The organism is Candidatus Pristimantibacillus lignocellulolyticus (genome assembly GCA_023639215.1).
Lineage (GTDB): Bacteria > Bacillota > Bacilli > Paenibacillales > Paenibacillaceae > Pristimantibacillus > Pristimantibacillus lignocellulolyticus.
Genome location: CP097899.1, coordinates 4,332,041 through 4,351,386 on the forward strand (window position 1 = coordinate 4,332,041; position 19,346 = coordinate 4,351,386).

Annotated in this window: 16 protein-coding genes; 5 read left to right on the plus strand and 11 right to left on the minus strand. The window is 36.2% G+C overall.

All coding sequences use genetic code 11. The features are described from left to right. Positions 1 to 23: 23 nt before the first annotated feature. The 9 genes from NAG76_18790 to NAG76_18830 all read right to left on the minus strand — a co-directional run bounded on the left by NAG76_18790 (position 24) and on the right by NAG76_18830 (position 12,300). Positions 24 to 3,692 carry a choice-of-anchor I family protein gene (locus NAG76_18790; GenBank protein URN93852.1) on the minus strand — a complete coding sequence of 1,223 codons (3,669 nt, stop codon included), beginning with the start codon at positions 3,690 to 3,692 and terminating at the stop codon, positions 24 to 26. An 865-nt stretch (positions 3,693 to 4,557) separates the two neighbouring features. Further along, on the minus strand, positions 4,558 to 5,463 hold the full coding sequence (locus NAG76_18795; GenBank protein URN93853.1) for an alpha/beta hydrolase: 906 nt from the start codon (positions 5,461 to 5,463) through the stop codon (positions 4,558 to 4,560). 146 nt (positions 5,464 to 5,609) lie between these two features. Continuing rightward, the gene (locus NAG76_18800; protein ID URN93854.1) at positions 5,610 to 6,332 is read right to left on the minus strand and encodes a YebC/PmpR family DNA-binding transcriptional regulator; all 723 of its coding nucleotides are present in this window, start codon (positions 6,330 to 6,332) and stop codon (positions 5,610 to 5,612) included. Between the two features lie 702 nt (positions 6,333 to 7,034). Continuing rightward, the gene (locus NAG76_18805) at positions 7,035 to 7,232 is read right to left on the minus strand and encodes a hypothetical protein (GenBank protein URN93855.1); all 198 of its coding nucleotides are present in this window, start codon (positions 7,230 to 7,232) and stop codon (positions 7,035 to 7,037) included. 158 nt (positions 7,233 to 7,390) lie between these two features. Continuing rightward, entirely contained in the window at positions 7,391 to 7,813 is a 423-nt protein-coding gene (locus NAG76_18810; protein URN93856.1) for a DUF2975 domain-containing protein, read from the minus strand. A 137-nt stretch (positions 7,814 to 7,950) separates the two neighbouring features. Continuing rightward, positions 7,951 to 8,823, minus strand: coding sequence for a GyrI-like domain-containing protein (locus NAG76_18815; GenBank protein ID URN93857.1), 873 nt, complete (start codon positions 8,821 to 8,823; stop codon positions 7,951 to 7,953). Positions 8,824 to 9,045: 222 nt separating this feature from the next. Continuing rightward, positions 9,046 to 9,447, minus strand: a complete 402-nt coding sequence (locus tag NAG76_18820) for a hypothetical protein (protein ID URN93858.1) — start codon at positions 9,445 to 9,447, stop codon at positions 9,046 to 9,048. Positions 9,448 to 9,773: 326 nt separating this feature from the next. Then, positions 9,774 to 10,520 carry a VOC family protein gene (locus NAG76_18825; GenBank protein ID URN93859.1) on the minus strand — a complete coding sequence of 249 codons (747 nt, stop codon included), beginning with the start codon at positions 10,518 to 10,520 and terminating at the stop codon, positions 9,774 to 9,776. A 223-nt stretch (positions 10,521 to 10,743) separates the two neighbouring features. Then, positions 10,744 to 12,300, minus strand: coding sequence for an ATP-binding cassette domain-containing protein (locus NAG76_18830; protein URN93860.1), 1,557 nt, complete (start codon positions 12,298 to 12,300; stop codon positions 10,744 to 10,746). Positions 12,301 to 12,521: 221 nt separating this feature from the next. On the opposite strand from NAG76_18830, the gene NAG76_18835 reads away from it, so the two are divergent. Continuing rightward, positions 12,522 to 12,809, plus strand: coding sequence for a hypothetical protein (locus tag NAG76_18835; GenBank protein URN93861.1), 288 nt, complete (start codon positions 12,522 to 12,524; stop codon positions 12,807 to 12,809). 156 nt (positions 12,810 to 12,965) lie between these two features. On the opposite strand, the gene pyk is transcribed toward NAG76_18835, so the two are convergent. After that, entirely contained in the window at positions 12,966 to 14,384 is a 1,419-nt protein-coding gene (gene pyk / locus NAG76_18840; protein URN93862.1) for a pyruvate kinase, read from the minus strand. A 142-nt stretch (positions 14,385 to 14,526) separates the two neighbouring features. Between pyk and NAG76_18845 the strand changes: the two genes are divergently transcribed. From NAG76_18845 to NAG76_18855, 3 genes are all read left to right on the plus strand, one after another. Further along, on the plus strand, positions 14,527 to 15,315 hold the full coding sequence (locus NAG76_18845; protein ID URN93863.1) for an AraC family transcriptional regulator: 789 nt from the start codon (positions 14,527 to 14,529) through the stop codon (positions 15,313 to 15,315). A gap of 76 nt (positions 15,316 to 15,391) precedes the next feature. Continuing rightward, entirely contained in the window at positions 15,392 to 16,129 is a 738-nt protein-coding gene (locus NAG76_18850; GenBank protein URN93864.1) for a hypothetical protein, read from the plus strand. A 100-nt stretch (positions 16,130 to 16,229) separates the two neighbouring features. After that, positions 16,230 to 16,868 carry a pentapeptide repeat-containing protein gene (locus NAG76_18855; protein ID URN93865.1) on the plus strand — a complete coding sequence of 213 codons (639 nt, stop codon included), beginning with the start codon at positions 16,230 to 16,232 and terminating at the stop codon, positions 16,866 to 16,868. Positions 16,869 to 16,941: 73 nt separating this feature from the next. Here NAG76_18855 and NAG76_18860 read toward each other — a convergent pair whose 3' ends face one another. Then, a complete protein-coding gene (locus tag NAG76_18860; protein ID URN93866.1) occupies positions 16,942 to 18,444 on the minus strand; it encodes a copper amine oxidase N-terminal domain-containing protein in 1,503 nt (500 codons plus the stop codon). A 267-nt stretch (positions 18,445 to 18,711) separates the two neighbouring features. Between NAG76_18860 and NAG76_18865 the strand changes: the two genes are divergently transcribed. Continuing rightward, positions 18,712 to 19,317 carry a pentapeptide repeat-containing protein gene (locus NAG76_18865; GenBank protein URN93867.1) on the plus strand — a complete coding sequence of 202 codons (606 nt, stop codon included), beginning with the start codon at positions 18,712 to 18,714 and terminating at the stop codon, positions 19,315 to 19,317. Positions 19,318 to 19,346: the final 29 nt, after the last annotated feature.

The following is a 19,346-nucleotide window of genomic DNA, read 5'->3' on the forward strand; positions in this document are numbered from 1 at the left end:
AATCGTAACAATTCACGATTCAACTATTTACCCATTTGCATCATGCGATAAAGTAGAAGCATACCTTCTTCTCTTGTTAAAGCTTGTTGTGGTTTGAATGCTACATTACCAGATGATGTTGCATATCCTTGTATGATTCCTTGCTCAGCAAGATACTGAATAGCCTCTTGACTATAGGTAGAAATCTGATCATTGTCTTCAAATTTGATGGAATTATTTGATGTTGCAGGTGTAACGATACCTTGTTGCGTCATAAAGCGATACATGAATACTGCCATCTGTTCACGTGTAATTTGTTGCTGAGGACCAAACTGCGTAGCAGATAATCCAGTTACGATTTGTTGATTAACTGCCCAGTTCAAGCCATTTGCATAATAAGCATTACTATTCACGTCTGTAAATTTCGTAGACGAGCTTTGTTGCTCATCTGCTCCTGCTATTCTTGCTAAGATCGCAACAAGTTGTGCTCTGCTCAATTCTCCCTTAGAATCAAAGCTTTGCTCACTTATTCCATTAATCCAACCTCTAGCTAACATATATTGAATTGCAGTTATAGCGTCACTACCTTGAACATCTTGGAATGATAATGCAGTATAAACAATGATATACTTACCATTTTCTATGTCAGACAGCTTAATCTGTTGCTTCGTCGTATCATACTCGGAAGCTTCAATTTCAACCAAAGTACCGTCCGCTAACTGTTTATAAATGACTAATCCTGCAACATTCGAGCTCGCTGTAGGTAAAGAATATGGAAGTGAAAGTTCAAGTGGCAATGTTACTTCTTTACCTTCTACTTTAGAGGTAACAGTAATTAAGCCTGCATCACCCGAAGCGATAGTAATTTCTAACTTTTCTTTCCCTGTTAACTTCAATTGTTCCTGTAGATCAGCTAATACATGCTTATCTATTACAATCGTACCTTCATTTGTAATAATCTGAATTGAAGTCCCTGTAGTAGATCTAAGTGCATTAAACGATGCTGTTGCAACGGAACGATGGTTTGCACTATCATTGACTACTTTTGGTGTATTGTTTTCAGCAGATGTTTCACCACTACCCGGGTTTACATAATTATTATTAGGTTTCACTTCGATTGTGGTCTTTGCTTCTGAATATCCATCTAGTGATGTTGCACTAATCGTTACATTTCCAGCCTTAAGCAAAACTATTGCACCTTTACTATCAACAGTCGCAATGTTTGTATTTGAACTTGCCCATATTACATCAGTTGCCATATCAGAAACACCCTCTAATTGATCAACTAATGATACTGTAGAACCTTGTTGATAAGAATAGTTTTCTGCTTTAAATGAATAGGTTGTAACATCTAACTCATATACAGCTACTGTTCCCCCAACTTCATGTGCTACCAGTAAGATTGGTTTTCCTGTTGGACTATCTGCAGCGCTAATAAATTCTAGACCTTCCGGTGCACTGTCTGTATCTAGTCCCTTAGTATAATCACGCGTATTCGTGTAATTCACAAAGTGCGCATTACTCGGATCCGTTACATTATATACTGCTATACCACCAACGCGTTCAAAACCGATAAAAGCAAGAACTTGAGAACCTACTTTGCCAACTTTCACATCTTCAGGCTCTGGACCTTTTTTCGTACTGCGAGAATCTAAAGTAGTATTACTGTTACTGACATTGAAATATTGCGGTAGACGTTGTCCAACAACACGTTCAAATTCATTTCCAGAATCATATACTTGAGTCATAGTACTGCCATTCCAGATAGAGAATGAACGGGCACCATATAAGTAAATGCTATCATTAGGCATACCACTTGCAGCTTCTAATTTATCATAGGTCTTAGTGCTAGCTAGTAATTGTGCTGCTGCAGATTCTGGAACTAATGTAGCTTTCAAGTCACTAACTTTGCTCTCATTCGAACGATTATCCCAGCCTGTTGCATCGCCTTCATTGGCAGTGAAGATATAGTTAATGCCGTTAATTGTGTGAGATGCTATTCCATCCGGCATATATATTCCTTTGAATGGAACATTTTCAAGCAAAATTTTATCATCTTTAACGACATCTAATGCATTACTAGCGATCGATAGATCTTTATAACCTAATCCTTTAACGCTAATAATAGATTGAGTTTCCATTGATATTGTAGCAATCGCATTATTCTCTTGTAATGCTACATACGCATAACTACCATCTTCAGATATCGTAATATATTCAGGCTCCAAATCATGCAATGCATCAGCTTTTGATCCTAGAGTAGTGATCATACCATTAGCGTCTGTAGCACCGCGAATGATAACATTATCATCAATTAATGATGGATTATCGAAGTATAGGTTTTTGACATTCCCAGTAGTCGTATCAATAATCGAAATGCTACCTTTTGGATCAATTCCTGCGTCACGAGGTTCACCTTCGTTAGCAGTCATTATAAATTTGCCGTCAGTAGTTCGTGTAATCATGTCTGGTTGAATACCTACCTTGTATTCGCGAAGTAATTTACCATCATAATCAAGCACTAGTACTTTCCCTGCTTTATCACTTGCTTGCTCTGCAACAGATACAACGACTTCTTTCACGACAGTATTTACATTAACACTAGTTAAATCACCATATAGAAAACCATCATGTTCAGCTAGTTGTTGAACATCAATACTCTTCTCACGAGTAAGCGACTCATCTGCAGTAAGTGAAACAATTTCGAGGCTTGGAGGATTTGTTGAGCCATTTACAAGATAGAATTTACCGTTATCTTTATTGTATTTTACAATCTCAGCTACGCCACCATCTTCATTCGTAACCCCAACTTTATATTCTGATATTTTGTTAATTTTAATGGAATCAAGCAAAGGATCACCTAGATTAGAATCTGTAGGAATCTCTGGCTTTTCTTCTTCAACAGGTGGATACGCTGGTGTCCAGGCACCATCTTTTGTACCACGTGGCGCAACTTCAGCAAGTAAACTGGAAGAAATACTACTATAGTCTACCTGAACAAAATCATTTTTGTTATTATCATTATCCTTACCTAATTTACGGATAATGGCTTTCTTTTTTGAAGTTCCTTCAAGATCTCCAGATGGATAAGCTGTTTCATATCCATCAATGTCACTACCACTATCATTACTACCTGTTCCTACTAAATCAACATAACCTGCTTGTTTGGTATCAAATGGATTAGTTTCAGTAAGCACTGTTGTATTATGAACTAATGCCACCTTTAATCCTTTATTATTAATGAAACGATCGATAGAGTGATCAGCTTTATCAGTAAGGTCTTTTACGAGCGTTTTGGCTTCAGCACCCGTTGCTTTCCCAACGATCAAGTAAGAAGAATGAGCTGGAATTATTCCTTCAAGTGGATACATTTCCCATGCGTTTGTTGCTCCAGTCGTAGCGTTCGTTCCTCGGTCCGAATATTGTAGTGACCAATCATTCAAATCTACCGCGTCATTCGTTGGATTGTAAAGTTCGATGAATCCATGAGAGAATAAGCTATCAGTCGCTGTTTTTAGACCAGCACCATATATTTGCTGAATGACAATATGCGGAACTGTGACATCATATTGACCAGCTTGGTTGTATGGTGTCCCTAATGTTGCAAGTGCTTGAGCATATGTTGTCGTTACTGCTGGTACTAAAGTAGTTGATACGATTGAAGCAATAATTAACCCACTCGTAACTTTTTTGAATCCTTGAATGATTCCCATAATTTCACTCCTAATTTTTTTATATACTTCTTGAAGTACTTCGTAGCTAACAAAAATAGCATCGGAAGCATAATCTTTATGTATGATGTGTCCTATTATATCTATCGTTTGTTAACTAATAAGCTTAATAGTATTAAGAATATGTAAAAAAAGGTTGTCCCAAAAGTAGATAAAATCTACTTTTGGGACAACCTTTAGTTGTTGAAAATGACCACTTGCTTCAACCTCATATTCGATGCCGATTAAACTACGTTAGCATTCTCATCGTTATCAAAGTCCGCTTTTTGAACTTCCTCTTTCAATGAAGGTTCAAAAAGTGGGCTTTCAGAACCAAGAAGATGAGGTGCTACTTGAGGAAGGAGGAAACGCAAGTGTACGTTATTGGTACACGCGTACCGGACTTCCCAAGTTCACCTCATATTTGATGCCGACTAAACTACGTTAGCATTCTCATCGTTATCAAATTCCGCTTTTTGAACTTCCTCTTTCAATGAAGGTTCAAAAATTGGTCTTTCAGAACCAAGAAGATGAAGTGCTACTTGAGGAAGGAGGAAACGCAAGTGTACGTTGTTGGTACACGCGTACCGGACTTCCCAAGTTCACCTCATATTCGATGCCGACTAAACTACGTTAGCATTCTCATCGTTATCAAAGTCCGCTTTTTGAACTACCTCTTTCAATGAAGGTTCAAAAAGTGGGCTTTCAGAACCAAGAAGATGAGGTGCTACTTGAGGAAGGAGGAAACGCAAGTGTACGTTATTGGTACACGCGTACCGGACTTCCCAAGTTCACCTCATATTCGATGCCGATCAAACTACGTTAGCATTCTCATCGTTATCAAAGTCCGCTTTTTGAACTTCCTCTACTAGGAGTATTTACGTTTCAGCCATTCATCAGCTAGTTCAACCCAACTCGCCGCAGCACGATTAATTTGAGATTCATTGTTAGAAGTTGTTCGATCAGCTAATGATAGACCATGACCACCTTGTTCAAATACATGAAGTTCATACGGAATACGATGTTTCACTAATCCCATCGCAAATTGCAATGAATTCGCAGATAGAACGAGATCATCTTCCGAAGTATGCCATAAAAAGGTTGGCGGAGTATGTGAACCGACAAACCTTGATGGACTGAAGCTTTCAAGTAATTCAAAAGACTGTTCTGATGTACCAAGAACAGCTGAGTTCATAAGTCCAAGCATATCTTTATACTTCACAGCTTCCTCTTCATTCATTAATTCCATAGAAATGACACTATCAAGTAATGCATAACCAAGAATTAACGCGTTCGGTTTAATGTATTCAGCGGATACTCCAATATGTTCACTTACGTATGGTTTGTCCCAATGTACGCCAATACTTCCTGCCAGATGTCCACCTGCGGAGAACCCAGCAACAGCTATTTGATCAACATGAACATTCCATTTCTCTGCATTATCACGAACCACCGCAATAGCCTTAGCCACATCATATAGTGGTTGAGGGAATTTCACGAGTGCATTCGGATTTTGTTGATTCTGAGGTTGAATTGGAGCTTGTCCATAATAAGTATTGTAATGTAACACAAATGTTATATATCCTAATGAAGCAAATCTTAACGCTACAGGCTCAGCTTCACGATCAGAAGTGTATAGATAGGCACCACCTGGGCAAATGATAATGGCGGGTCTTGGTTGACTAGCTTGATCACTGGCTACTTGATATGGAACATAAGACGTAAGTGTAACATGCTCTTGATCATCCCATAATTGGATAGTTTCAATATACATACTTGCCCCTCCTATAACTTTTCGTGACATTCTGTAACACTTCTTAGTTAACAAAAAGTCGCTTCGGAAGCATTAGTTAAACTTTCTGTGTGTCCTTAATTGCTTTTAAGTAAACAAAAAGCCTCTTCGAAAGTATTAATAACAATCTATTCGTCACCAAAATTAACGTTATGATACACTTGTTGAACATCATCAAGATCTTCTAGCGCATCAATTAATTTCTCAAATTGAACTTGAGCATCTTCTGCTAGTTCAACTTCATTAGCAGCTAACATCATAATCTCAGCTACGTTAAATTCATTAATTCCTGCAGCTTTAAATGCATCTTGAACAGCTTGGAATTGATCTGGTTCTGCATATACTACTACATTATCCTCTTCAGCAATAATATCATTCACATCAACATCAGCTTCAATCAGTAACTCCATTACTTCGTCTTCTGATTTCCCTGATACACCAATAACTGCCGTAGAATTGAACATATAGGCTACTGAACCACTTACACCCATACTACCGCCATTTTTATTAAATGCAGAACGAACTTCAGGTGCAGTACGGTTTACATTATTAGTTAACGCATCAACGATGACCATAGTACCATTAGGACCAAAGCCTTCATAACGTAATTCAAAGAATACTTCATCTGAACTACCTTTTGCTTTATCTAATGCACGATCAATAATTGCTTTTGGTACATTATATGTTTTCGCACGTTCAAGCACGACTTTAAGTGCACGGTTAGCTTCAGGATCTGGCTCGCCTTTTTTCGCTGCTACATAGATCTCAATTCCGAACTTAGCATACACTTTACTAGTGTTTGCATCTTTTGAAGCTTTCTTATCTTTAATATTATTCCATTTGCGGCCCATGGTTCTCCCACTTTCTACTTAATATTCTTTACTATTATAACTGATATCAATAGTAAAATAACAGTCTATCTCTAATGTAAAGCATAAATTATTGAATTATTATTTGTACTTTGTGTCTATTAGATTAATTCGTCAAATTTTTTAGGCATTCATCAGTGTGTATTGTATTTTACTGTTGCGTTAATTTGAGGAGTAGTTTATCGCTATTTTACAATTTTCTTTTAATTTATTTAGTTTACATAATTATATTTACGTTTTATAATTATGGCTTGACACTTAATTTACAATTTATCTCCGTCATTTCATAAAAAAAATCCAATGACCTCGTTCGAAGTCATTGGATTTACGTTTGATCCAAAATATAAATAATATGACACTCTAAAAAAGTAAATAAGTATCCCAAATTGTACTCCTCTTACTTTCATAAATTATACCTACAGCGGTTTTAACTATTCCTATCTTGACTCCTTATAGCATTTAATAATATCGATTGTAATTATTTCAGATATGATCAATTTATCTAATATTGATCATGATTTGATGAACTTAGATTTCCACATTCGATATAGTCCAATACTAAAATGCTAAAAGCAATAACTTCTATAATTCTAGGAAGAAGAGCAAACCAAAGCAGTTTTTTAGTATCTTGCCCGCCCGATAGCTAACAAATCGATATGTAAAATCTGAAAATTCAAGAATTATCTATTTCAACATACGTTTAAGAATATATGTACTTTTGCTTTCTTTGACTACCAATTCCCATCCTTGATCTCCAAGAATATTTAAAACTCTTATGAGGGGGATATCATTGTATTTTGGAAAATGCTCCTTTTCATCCAAAATGTATCTAACACCGTATAGATCATCCTGCTTTCTCAGGACAGTATATTCAAACTTCATGACAATCACCTCTTATTCTTTTCCTTATATATACTACCATAAGTTGGATACATTGTAAGTTTAGATTACAATGGCCGTAAATAGAGAAAAGACAATCTTGATGAGATTAAACTCTCGTGTCCTGTTAGTTTAATAAGTTTGTTGTCTGTTTCTACACCTCAGACCGTTAAATCATTTTCTGATTTTATAGTAATAGCTTCTTGTAAAAGTCTTTGGAGAACAGCAGCAAAAACGGCGATCACCATAGAGGCTAAAATAATACTTAATCCCATTGGTATGAAACTTGGTGGGTCAACCCTCTTCCCCATGAGATAGTAGAATGGCATACCCAGCAGGTACAAGGTACTGATTGTGATGGCACAGTATTTTATCTTCTTTAAAGTTTTTACCGACAATTCCGAGAACGCTTGATTCTTATCGATATAGCTTAAAAGTTTAAAAGCTTGATACAGAGCAATGTAAAAAGGAATCGCCGCTGCGTACATATCGATTAAAACGAGAGCTTTCATATAAGTTTTATCTGGATACAAATCTCCAGCAAAATTCCCAATCTTAGGTACTAAAAATATGCATATCTTCATAACAAAGAATTGCTCCTACATTCAATTGGTAAATTTATTACTTATTCAACAAAACTGCCTTTTGGTTTAATGAAAAAGAGGAGCTCTATGGTGCAAGCCCCTCCACTACTGTTCCCCGTTATTTCTATAACCGCTATTTATTTCTTTTTAATTGGGATCCATATTTCGCTCTTAAATTGCGGTGTTGTTACATCTTTGTGCTCATTCCAGAGCATTTCAGGTCCTTCGCTTAGCTCATATTCCGAAGACGGAAACCATTCGGCATAAATGCGTCCCCAAATCTCTTGAAGTGCACTTGGAAAAGGGCCTACTGCCGTGAATACAGCCCATGTAGAGGCTGACACCTCCAACTGAGCGAAGCCATCTTGTGATTCATTCGTTGTGGCCGCCCCGATGTAATGATCCAGCTCTCCTTCCTCCTCCATTCGACTTTCACTGAAATTTGTGGATGCACTGATTAGTCCTGAAGGTTGAACATTCGAAAAGCTTTTGATCTTATCAATCATATCTGGTGTAAGTCCCGCAAACATCGATGCAATCTCTGGATTCACCCCCTGAAATACTAGTGATACTCTTTTTTTGATCCCCACTATGCGAAAAGCCTCTTTGTCTTCAATTCGGTAGTTCATTTCACTTCCTCCTTTGATAGTTAGTTGAAATGTCATCCGCGGGAAGGCTTTAAGGGAATGTCCATGGCTCCGGGCTTCCGAGGGAGTAATACCATGTATGCTTTGGAATGCCCTCGTAAAGGAATCCGGCGAGGTATATCCATATTTCATCGCAACATCGATGATCTTAATATCACTATGGCTTAACTCGAGTGCTGCCAAAGTTAGACGCCTCCTGCGGATGTATTCCGATAGAGGAATTCCTGCAAGGAATGAGAACATCCGTGTTAGATGATATTCCGAACAGCAGGCAATTTTCGCCGCCTCCTGATAGTCCACACGATTAGTAAGGTTCTCCTCAATATAACTTAAAGATTTGTTCAGTAATGCCAGCATATCCATAATTATCGCCTCCCCTCGTTACTCAAAGCATAACAAAGAAGGTAATTTCCTTCCCGACATTTAGTGCACAATTCTGCAGGATCTATTATATTGTCGAAGGTCATCCCTTCAATTTTGCGTCAATATACCCTGTGTCAGACAGTTATAACATGATTAATTCATGTTATAACTGTTATTTATTAAATCATTGAAGGTAGGTTTATCTCTAATTTACAATTTAATTTAGTACAGATTTTTAAGTATGTCCACAAGATAACTTGTCCTTGACTCCTCAATATTATAAATCGTTCCTGAATCGGGAAGTTTCATTAAAGTGCTATTACTTGATTGGTCACCTAACCAGAGATAGTATAGTTGCTTACCCAAAGTGAACTGATATTCAGGTGGAGGCATATCTACTTTCCCTGTTTGTTTTTCAGCAAATCTTGCTGCATAAGTAAATTGTTTAATAGCTTCCTTATCCTTAATAATACGTTCTGAATTGGGTAGAACTTCATAAAACATTACCATTTTGTTTACTACTACCTGTGATTCTGTTACTCGTAGTAAGAAATAACAAACTATAGCCATGATTACCAAAGCAGTAATTAGCCCTATTCGAATATATTTTACGTTTGCTTTCATGGTATCACACTTTCTAGAAGAAATTTATGCCACTCTTTACTTCAAACTTGAAATGTACAAATTTCGTAAAGTTAAGATTCTTATAATTCAGATACTTAACTTTAGTTAACATAATAATTATTTTGTTTTAATTCTTTCACTGCTTATTGCACATATTATCATTAACGCTATGCCGTTGGATATTGTTTCTAATTTATACCAAATAATTAATTCCACCTTTTATTTTGTGCTTACTTAGAATATATTTAATTTCAACTTATTTAATTAAAACTCTATTTGCTCTTCTTCGGAATCAATTTCTTACTCTATATTTGAATGATGGGTTTTTAACGATTAATAATATGAACGTTATTGAAATCTACATTACTCCCAGCATATTGTTCATTATTACACTCTAAAATCACTTCAACTTTATATGTACCATCCTGAACAAATTGAATCGACTGATCTTCCATCTTGATCGTTAGGATTTCATCTTTTTCCTCAATATTATCGAATAAGGCGTATATTATTGCCTTATCTTCCGTCGTTAATTGCCCATATATTTTCACTTCAGCAATCCTTTGAATTTCATTGTCTCGGCTGTTTGGAACCATATATTGCTGCATAAATTGCTTTGCTTTTTCATCATTCATTTGCTGAAGAAAAAATTGGAAGGGTACTCCTTGGAATGAGGGTAAATATGCGTTATGCCAAGGCATTGTTCTAGTCAGAAGATTGAAGAACCAGCGAAATTTCAGAGGCTCTGGAGGTGAGATATCTACTTTCTGAGCGATTAGTTTACTATAGGTAGCTTGAATGTCATCGACTTCTATTGCAAATCCAATTAAGCCTCGATGGCCATTATTATATTTTGTAGTCCAATCTTGAATCCATCCACCTCCATCTTTCCGCTTAATACGTACAAATTCAAAATACTCATCCCCAATCCATATATTTGATACTTTGAATCCCTTTGTCCCCTTCCCCCATTTTGGGTTATATGGTAATCCTATCGAGTGGAAAGAACTAATTATTTCTTTATCTTCTTGAATGGTTCGATCGACATTGACTACCAGATGATCGATTTTCAAAACATTAACCCCCTCATAAAATATACAAATATTACTATTATTTTACTCTAAATTGGGCGACACCACTATGAATTTAATTAACAAATTTATAGTAAGGAATTTTCGCATATTTCAATCTTTTAGAATCTAGTTAACATAATTATTATTCCGTATTATTATTAGTTCATTACAAACACAAAAAAACAGCATGCCATTCATTGGCATGCTGTTTTTTTGTGTTATTTTAGAATACTTTCGTAGTCCAATCTTCACAATTCCACGTTTCTGTAACGACATCTCGATAGAATTCAGGCTCATGCGAGATAAGCAAAATACTTCCCTTATAAGCTTTAAGTGCACGTTTTAATTCATCTTTCGCATCAACGTCCAAGTGATTCGTAGGCTCATCGAGTACAAGCAAGTTCGTTTCATTATTAATTATTTTACATAGACGAACTTTAGCTTTCTCTCCCCCACTTAGTACTACGATTTTACTTTCAATATGTTTAGTCGTTAGACCACATTTTGCAAGCGCAGCACGAACTTCAAACTGAGAATACGAAGGGAATTCACTCCATACTTCTTCAATACAAGTATTATTATTGGCGTCTTTCGCTTCTTGTTCGAAATAGCCAATTTGTTGAAACTCTCCGCGTTCTACTTCCCCTGATACTGCAGGAATTAGACCAAGAATACTTTTAAGCAATGTGGATTTACCAATACCATTAGCACCAACTAAAGCTATCTTCTGTCCACGCTCCATACGCAGATCAAGCGGACGAGATAGTGGCTCACCATAACCGATAACTAATTGTCTAGCTTCAAAGATTAACTTACCAGAAGTACGTCCTTCTTTGAAGTTAAACTGCGGTTTCGGTTTTTCTTTCGCAAGTTCGATAACATCCATCTTATCGAGCTTTTTCTGACGAGACATCGCCATATTACGTGTAGCTACACTTGCTTTATTACGAGCAACAAAGTCTTTCAACTCAGAAATCTCTTGTTGTTGACGTTTGTAAGCAGACTCAAGTTGTTGTTTACGCATCTCATACACTTCAAGGAAATGATCATGATCACCTACATAACGATCTAACTTTTGATTTTCCATATGGTAGATCAAGTTTATTACACTATTAAGGAACGGCAGATCATGCGAGATAAGAATAAATGCATTCTCATACTCTTGAAGATAACGTTTCAACCATTCAATATGTTGCTCATCCAAATAGTTCGTAGGCTCATCTAGTAGTAAAACATCTGGTTTTTCCAAAAGTAGTTTCGCTAGTAATACTTTCGTACGTTGTCCACCACTTAGATCATTAACATCTTTATCTAGACCAACATCTGTTAACCCTAGACCACGAGCGATTTCATCTACTTTTGCATCAATTAGATAGAAATCTTGATTCGTTAATGTATCCTGAATATTACCTACTTCTTCAAGTAGCTTTTCTAGCTCTTCAGGCGTTACATCACCCATCTTCATGTACATATCGTTCATTTCCTGCTCCATATCGAGCAAGTATTGGAACGCGCCTTTTAATACGTCACGCATCGTCATTCCTTTTGAAAGAACGGCATGTTGATCCAAATAACCAACGCGCATACGTCGCGACCATTCTACTTTACCATCATCAGGCTGAAGTTTTCCTGTAATGATGTTCATAAATGTAGATTTACCTTCACCATTCGCGCCAATTAGACCAATATGTTCTCCTTTAAGTAATCGGAATGAAACATCACTGAAAATAGCACGATCACCAAAACCATGACTTAGACGTTCAACATTTAATATACTCATTTAGCACCCTATCCTTTGTTCGTATCTCGATATATTATAAGCGTAATCAGTGGTCAGACTCAACTGTTAATTGAATTTTTCCCAAATCAATTCTGCTAATCTTTCACTAAATTTGTCGATAAGTATATGCAATACGCCATCCACAAACCGACAAACATTGTTCTTAACCTTTGTTAGTATAGAAACTAATCTGGTTAATTAACTTTTGAGGTGACTATACTATGGAATTAAATTTGATCATGAATGAACATTTTCAAAATGAAACAATTTGCTTCGACGGCTTTGCATTCAAGAACTGTATTTTTACCGATTGTGTAATTCTCATCACTTGTATGGATTTCGAATTCAGAAATTGTACGTTCTTCGGTTCGACATTACACATTGAACCATCATTGCCGATATTTGAAATCTCTCATCAACTCTCACAATCTCTCTATGACGATTCAACGCACTGCTATCGTGATGATTATCAATATCCTCAGACTGCATTGCCATTACCAACACGTTAATAAAGCTTAGATTCAGTATGGTGGACAGTTTGCAAAATAATAATTGTACTTAGTGTAAATGATTCATCACACCATCGACGAATATGAAAAGAGCAGTTACGTTGCAATCTACGATTGCGGAACGTAACTGCTCTTTCTATATATTATATAGATGAACTATTCAACTTGATGAATTTTGATAAGGTTAGTAGCACCTGCACGTCCAGTAGGAATACCCGCAGAGATAACTACGAAGTCACCAGCTTCAACAAGGCTTGTACGAAGACTGTTACGAATAGCAGAACTGAACATATCGTCTGTTGTCGTTACATATTCACCTTTTACTGGTACAACACCGCGAACAAGTGTAAGTTTTCTTAAAGTCTTTTCATTCGGTGTAATCGCAATGATCGGAGCTTTTGGACGATATTTAGATACCATACGAGCAGTAAAACCACTTTCAGTAGGTGTAAGAATTGCTTTTGCATTGATTTGCAATGAGCTATTTACTACTGCTTGAGAAATAACTTCAGTTACAGAAGTTGATTCAACGTTCATTTTCTTCGCGTAATCATCATTATAATCAACAGTAGACTCAGCACGTTCAGCGATCATCGTCATCATCTTCACTGATTCTAGTGGGTACTTACCTGCAGCAGACTCACCAGATAACATAATAGCATCTGCGCCTTGAAGTACTGCGTTAGCAACGTCACTAACTTCTGCACGAGTTGGACGAGGATTCACTTGCATTGAATCCAACATTTGAGTCGCAACAATAACTGGTTTACCAGCTTTATTACATTTATCAATCATCTGCTTTTGAATCATTGGAACATCTTCAGCAGGAATTTCTACACCAAGGTCACCACGAGCAACCATAATACCATCAGAAGCTTCGATAATCGCATCAAGATTATCTACACCCTCTTGATTTTCGATTTTCGAAATGATTTGAATATGTGAAGCATTATTATCTTCAAGAATTTGACGAACTTCTAATACATCTTCAGCTTTACGAACGAATGACATTGCAATCATATCGATTCCTTCTTTAATACCGAAGTCGATATGCATAATATCTCTTTCCGTTACTCCCGGTAAAGTCGTACTAATACCTGGAAGGTTCACACCTTTACGAGGTTTCAGCGTTCCACCGTTCATTACTTCACAATGCATATTTGAACCTTCAACGTCTTTCACATGTAGCTCAATCAGACCATCATCAATAAGAATAACATCACCAGGCTTGATAACACTTGTCATATCTGGATAGTTCACACTAACGCGAGTACCGTTACCAACAATTGGCTCAGTAGTTAATGTGAAGATTTCACCTGCAACTAACTCGTAGCTAGATTCTTCAAGTGTAGCAATACGAATCTCAGGACCTTTAATATCCATCATTGTTGCAATGATTTTACCAGCTGCGTTAGCTGCTTCACGTACTAATTGAATACGAGCGCTATGGTCAGCAAGTTCTCCATGTGCCATGTTTAGACGCGCAACATTCATACCTGCGATCATCATTTCCTTAAGGATTGAAATAGAATTACTTGATGGACCCATTGTACATACGATTTTTGTGTGGCTCATATAAGTCTCCTTCTGATATGTGTTATTTCTAGTGTCAAAATACTTAATTCAGTTAACCAATAAACTTATTGTATTCCTTTTTCAGCACCTAGTACATGAAATATAGTATAATGGGTGTACTATAGTATACCGAGGTGCGATTATGATCGAGAGAATGACAATAAAGCATGATCAAGGAATGAATTGGCAGGAAATGATAAGCCACAAATCCAAACAATACCATTTATATATTATAACTTACGGCAGTTGTACTTTTACATGCAACGATGTGACCATATTGGCGAGTAAAGGTGATTTCATCCTTACTCCACAGCAAACGACCATTATAGAGGAAACACCTCATCGAACGATTCATCAGAAATTTAGCTTTCAATTTACTGCTGTAGATGAACTTTATGAGATGCTCCCCATTCTACAAACTAAGACTATGACTCATTCATCATCTGGATTGTTCGATAGAACGATGGAAACATTTCGGCCCATTTGGAATGAGCATGGCGAAGACTATGCTTATACAAGCTTGCGAGTTAGCTCATTTCTACTTGATACATTAGCACTTTGGCAGCGAGAGTTGGATCGTGGCGAGCTTGCTCCCGCTTCAATTATGCATATTGATCGAATGAAAACTTATATTCAAAGTCATTATCGCGAACATATTACGAAAGAACATCTTGGAGACTATATTCGTCGCAGTCCTAATTATGTAGCGAATCTATTCAAGAAAGGTACAGGGCAAACGATTAGTGAGTATATTCATTCGATTAGGATGAAAACAGCTATTTATATGCTTTCCCAATCTGTATTATCTATTACAGAAATTTCGGATTATCTTGGATACTCAGACGTTAGTTACTTTCAAAGAATTTTCAAACGAACTTATGGCAAACCTGCAAGTAAATATTTAGATGACCGTAGAAGCAACGATGGTTAAATTCTAGTTTGCAACATAATAGGACAAACTCACGTTTAATTATTGAAAGTAATATTTTGGAAGTGAGGTTATTCATATGCGAAGCTGTTTATTATTATTTTTTCTATTTATTGTACTAAGTGGATGTACTAAAGCATCTTCAGTGACAACAGATAATACTACAGTGACTCTAACTGATACTACACTTGCCAAGCAATACGGTGATCTATTGGATAATATTGATTATATTTCGATTAGAAGCGGTAATGGAGATCTGTTTGAAATCAGACAAACTGATATTATTAATCAATGGGTTCAAGATGTCTCTACCCTTCCGCTTGCAATATATAAAGAAACAGATAGCACAGTTGGAACGCTTTATAGCGTAAACCTTTACTCCGCCAACGAATTAAGTGTGGATTTCTCCACAACCTCTGTGAATGGTTATCACCTTAAGTCAAACACAGATTTAGTTAATGCTATTAATGATTTACTGACTTCAACTAGAATAAAGTCCATTGTAATATCATGTACAGAGGTTTGTCATCAATTTATGAATGAACCATTCCCTGAACTGATATTTGAGGATGTCCATGAAATAAAAGTATTCGAAGATGCGATAAATTATGGACTAATTGATACACGCGAAGCCGAGTACACTCCTCTGTTTCATATGGATGTGACTTTTAATGCTGGATCGCCTATGGAGTATCACTTGAATGTTGCAGATGATGTGAACATAAAAAACGGCTTACTACTGACTCCTAAAGGTGAAGCTTACGTGATCACCGAAAAAATAACGAATGAATTAAAACTGCTTCTATACAAAGACTGATTATATTTACACCAAGTTGAAGCTTGTATATTACTTGGTCAATCTTTATAGTAGATTACACATTGACAAACTAATCTACTATATTTTTGTGGAGGTATACATGAGTAGCAAAATTGAATTACCCAAAATCCCCGCGGTTTTGCCCCAATTAACAGGGGAGTTATACTCCTTACAAGTAAAAGATGAATTCAGTAATGGCACGATTAATGATATTACGATAGACGATCAGCATGCTAATAAAGTATCTTTCGATAAAGTGGTCTTCAACAATGTGACGATTATGGAGTCCACGTTACAGGAAATGGAACTAACAGATGTCATCTTCGAAAAATGCGATTTATTTAACGTTGATTTATCTGGCTCTTTTCTTCATCGCGTCCAATTCAATAATTGTAAATTGATAGGAACGGATTTCACGAAAAGCAGATTTCAAAACGTATCATTACATAATTGTGTTGGTGATTACTCCGTCTACCGATTCTCAACATTTAAATCCGTAAATTTTGAAGGTTGTTCTCTTATTAGCTCTGACTTTTACCATTCAACGGTACAAAAACTATCATTATCACAGTGTAATATTGACCAAGTTTTATTTTCGGGTACGAAGTTGAACGGAGTCGATCTAAGTAATTGTGAATTTGATGGATTGCAAGTAGATATTGAAGATCTTGCAGGTTGTATCATCGCTCCACAACAAGCCACTTCATTCGTCGGTCTATTAGGCATAATTATGAAATAGCTAAAACAATAAAACGAGCTCCTCCCTCATTAAAGGGTGAGCTCGTTTTATACTATCACTTTCACAATAGTCATTATAATTCAATGTATACATTATTTTCTTCTTGTACCCATTTGACCTTTGCCCCTAATGCCTCACTTAAAAATCGAAGTGGGATAAGTGTAGCATCACGATAGATAACAGGTGCTTGACTCATCATATATGACTCACCATTGATCGTTGCTTTGGTTTGATTAACTTTCATAACGATTTGTTTCTCGCCATATTGAATGTTCACCCCGCCATCTTGCCATATCACCTTCCCTCCAAGTGCTTCTACAACCCCTCTAAGAGGCACCATAATCGTGTTATTGATGTTTTGTGGTGAAACATCATAGCTTTGCTTAACACCATTAATATAAACACCTACAGCTGGATCGGCGATATTTATTTTGGAGATCTCATTTTTACTATCGATTCGATATACAATACCTGAGCCAGTATATAAAAATTGATCACCTTTGTTCGTTTCTGTTAATTTCATGGAATGAAGAAGCGATAAATCAGATGCCTTATAGATTTCTAATTTTTTGTCATTCTGCAACATGACCGTTTGATCATCTGCGGTTTGGAAATTATGATCACCCATCGTTAGCTGTTGGGTTTTTCCTTTGGAATCAATTAGGAAAAACTTATTTCCTACTGTTCCCCCAAAATAGCTTTTAAATGTACCTTTCCCTGGATGATGATCATCATAGAGCGTGTCTCGACCAGCTTGTCCAGAAAGCTCCTTACTCCATACTTTCTTTCCTGTAGAATCTTTTGCAAAGTATGTTGTCTTATCTGTTGTACTATTGTATTTATAATAAATAACAAGACCATCGGTCGTAATTCCCGAATAGTAACCATCGCTAAAATTAAAATCTTGTGTGAATTTCAATTTCATGGAATCATCGTAATATGAAAGTCGAGATTTTTGCTTCCCTATAACAGTTATCGTTGTAAAGTAACCATTTTGATAACCGTCAATGTAACTCTTCCATTCTTTCTTCGTTTTCAAGTTACCTTTTGTATCATACGTATAAGTAACAAATCTTTCTGATCCTGTTTCTAAATACGTCATGATAGAGCCATTATCTAAAATAAGTACGCCTGAGATAGATCTGATCTTCTCTTTATAAGGTTTCTCCCACAACTTCTTACCAACATCATTGTAGGCAGTAAGTTTGTAAGCATAAACACCTTCACTATCTCTCGTTGCTGTAATAGCATATACATTGCCTTTATTATCAACTTGAGCTAATGAACCAAAAAACGAATATAATAAGTTCGAATTTTTCAAGTAGTCAATGCTAGCTTTGTGTTTACCTGTATTCGTGTTCACAATATGCATTTTGTCATTTGAAAAATAATATAAATTGCTGTTGCGAATCACTGAGGTGTACTGACTTATATACGCATACTGGTCTTCATTGTTAGGGGCAGTATAGCTCCAATCTGCCTCTGGTACGGTTGTCCATGAGCGTGCTAATACTGGTGTCGGTAATAACAATAAAACAACAATCATTGTACTAAGAAATAACTTTTTGACATTCATGTTCTCTAAATCCTCCCAAGATGTATAATTTATGTATTTGTATATAGTACACCAAAATTCAGAAAAATGGTCATATGAATTTTAGTTTTCTATTCATCTTTCAAGTGTATGTTAATGATTATTACAAGATTATAACAAGTAAATGTTAGTTATTAAAAAGGATATTTACCTTTCCAATTTTCGTAGAGATTTGTTATAAATTTTACTTGAAAATTATTATTAATATCGATATAGTACTTAACACATCATCTAATTTGGAGGTACCGTATGTTTGAATATATTGATCAACACTATACTGGGGTAAATTTTAATCATAAAGATTTAAATGATGGAGATTTAATTCGCTGCACGTTTGAACGTTGTACATTTGTAGATGCCTCTTTGGAAGAAATTAATACGAGTAATTGCCGCTTCATTGAATGTAGCTTCAATGGTGCATCATTAAATAGTTCGATACATACGGAATCAGCATTTGAGAACTGTATATTTGATGAAGCCAATCTATTCGTTTCTAAGTTCAATAATTGTAAAATGACCGGATCAAGTTTTATTAAAACTCGTATGGATGGAATTTCAATCATAACCGGTGACTGGTCCTACACGAATTTAAGACAAGCTCGTTTTGAGAAACAAGATTTGCGAGGGGTTCGTTTTTATGAGGCTGATCTTACAGATGCAAACTTGCAAAAAGCAGACTTAAGAAACAGCGATCTTACGAGAACAGCTTTGACGAATGCCAAATTAACTGGAGCGGATCTACGTGGTGCCAACATGGATGGCGTTAACTTCATGTCAATTAACGTTAAAGGTGTTCGATTAGACAGAGAACAAGCGGTCTATCTAGCTCTTTCTTATGGAGCAAAGATAGATTAAGGTAAATAAGTCGTTTACAGTTAGAGCAT

Bases quoted from the DNA above. Each gene is read 5' to 3' on its own strand.
- NAG76_18790 (URN93852.1), bottom strand. From the start codon at position 3,692: ATGGGAATCATTCAAGGATTCAAAAAAGTTACGAGTGGGTTAATTATT.
- NAG76_18795 (URN93853.1), bottom strand. From the start codon at position 5,463: ATGTATATTGAAACTATCCAATTATGGGATGATCAAGAGCATGTTACA.
- NAG76_18800 (URN93854.1), bottom strand. From the start codon at position 6,332: ATGGGCCGCAAATGGAATAATATTAAAGATAAGAAAGCTTCAAAAGAT.
- NAG76_18805 (URN93855.1), bottom strand. From the start codon at position 7,232: ATGAAGTTTGAATATACTGTCCTGAGAAAGCAGGATGATCTATACGGT.
- NAG76_18810 (URN93856.1), bottom strand. From the start codon at position 7,813: ATGAAGATATGCATATTTTTAGTACCTAAGATTGGGAATTTTGCTGGA.
- NAG76_18815 (URN93857.1), bottom strand. From the start codon at position 8,823: ATGGATATGCTGGCATTACTGAACAAATCTTTAAGTTATATTGAGGAG.
- NAG76_18820 (URN93858.1), bottom strand. From the start codon at position 9,447: ATGAAAGCAAACGTAAAATATATTCGAATAGGGCTAATTACTGCTTTG.
- NAG76_18830 (URN93860.1), bottom strand. From the start codon at position 12,300: ATGAGTATATTAAATGTTGAACGTCTAAGTCATGGTTTTGGTGATCGT.
- NAG76_18835 (URN93861.1), top strand. From the start codon at position 12,522: ATGGAATTAAATTTGATCATGAATGAACATTTTCAAAATGAAACAATT.
- pyk (URN93862.1), bottom strand. From the start codon at position 14,384: ATGAGCCACACAAAAATCGTATGTACAATGGGTCCATCAAGTAATTCT.
- NAG76_18845 (URN93863.1), top strand. From the start codon at position 14,527: ATGATCGAGAGAATGACAATAAAGCATGATCAAGGAATGAATTGGCAG.
- NAG76_18850 (URN93864.1), top strand. From the start codon at position 15,392: ATGCGAAGCTGTTTATTATTATTTTTTCTATTTATTGTACTAAGTGGA.
- NAG76_18855 (URN93865.1), top strand. From the start codon at position 16,230: ATGAGTAGCAAAATTGAATTACCCAAAATCCCCGCGGTTTTGCCCCAA.
- NAG76_18860 (URN93866.1), bottom strand. From the start codon at position 18,444: ATGAATGTCAAAAAGTTATTTCTTAGTACAATGATTGTTGTTTTATTG.
- NAG76_18865 (URN93867.1), top strand. From the start codon at position 18,712: ATGTTTGAATATATTGATCAACACTATACTGGGGTAAATTTTAATCAT.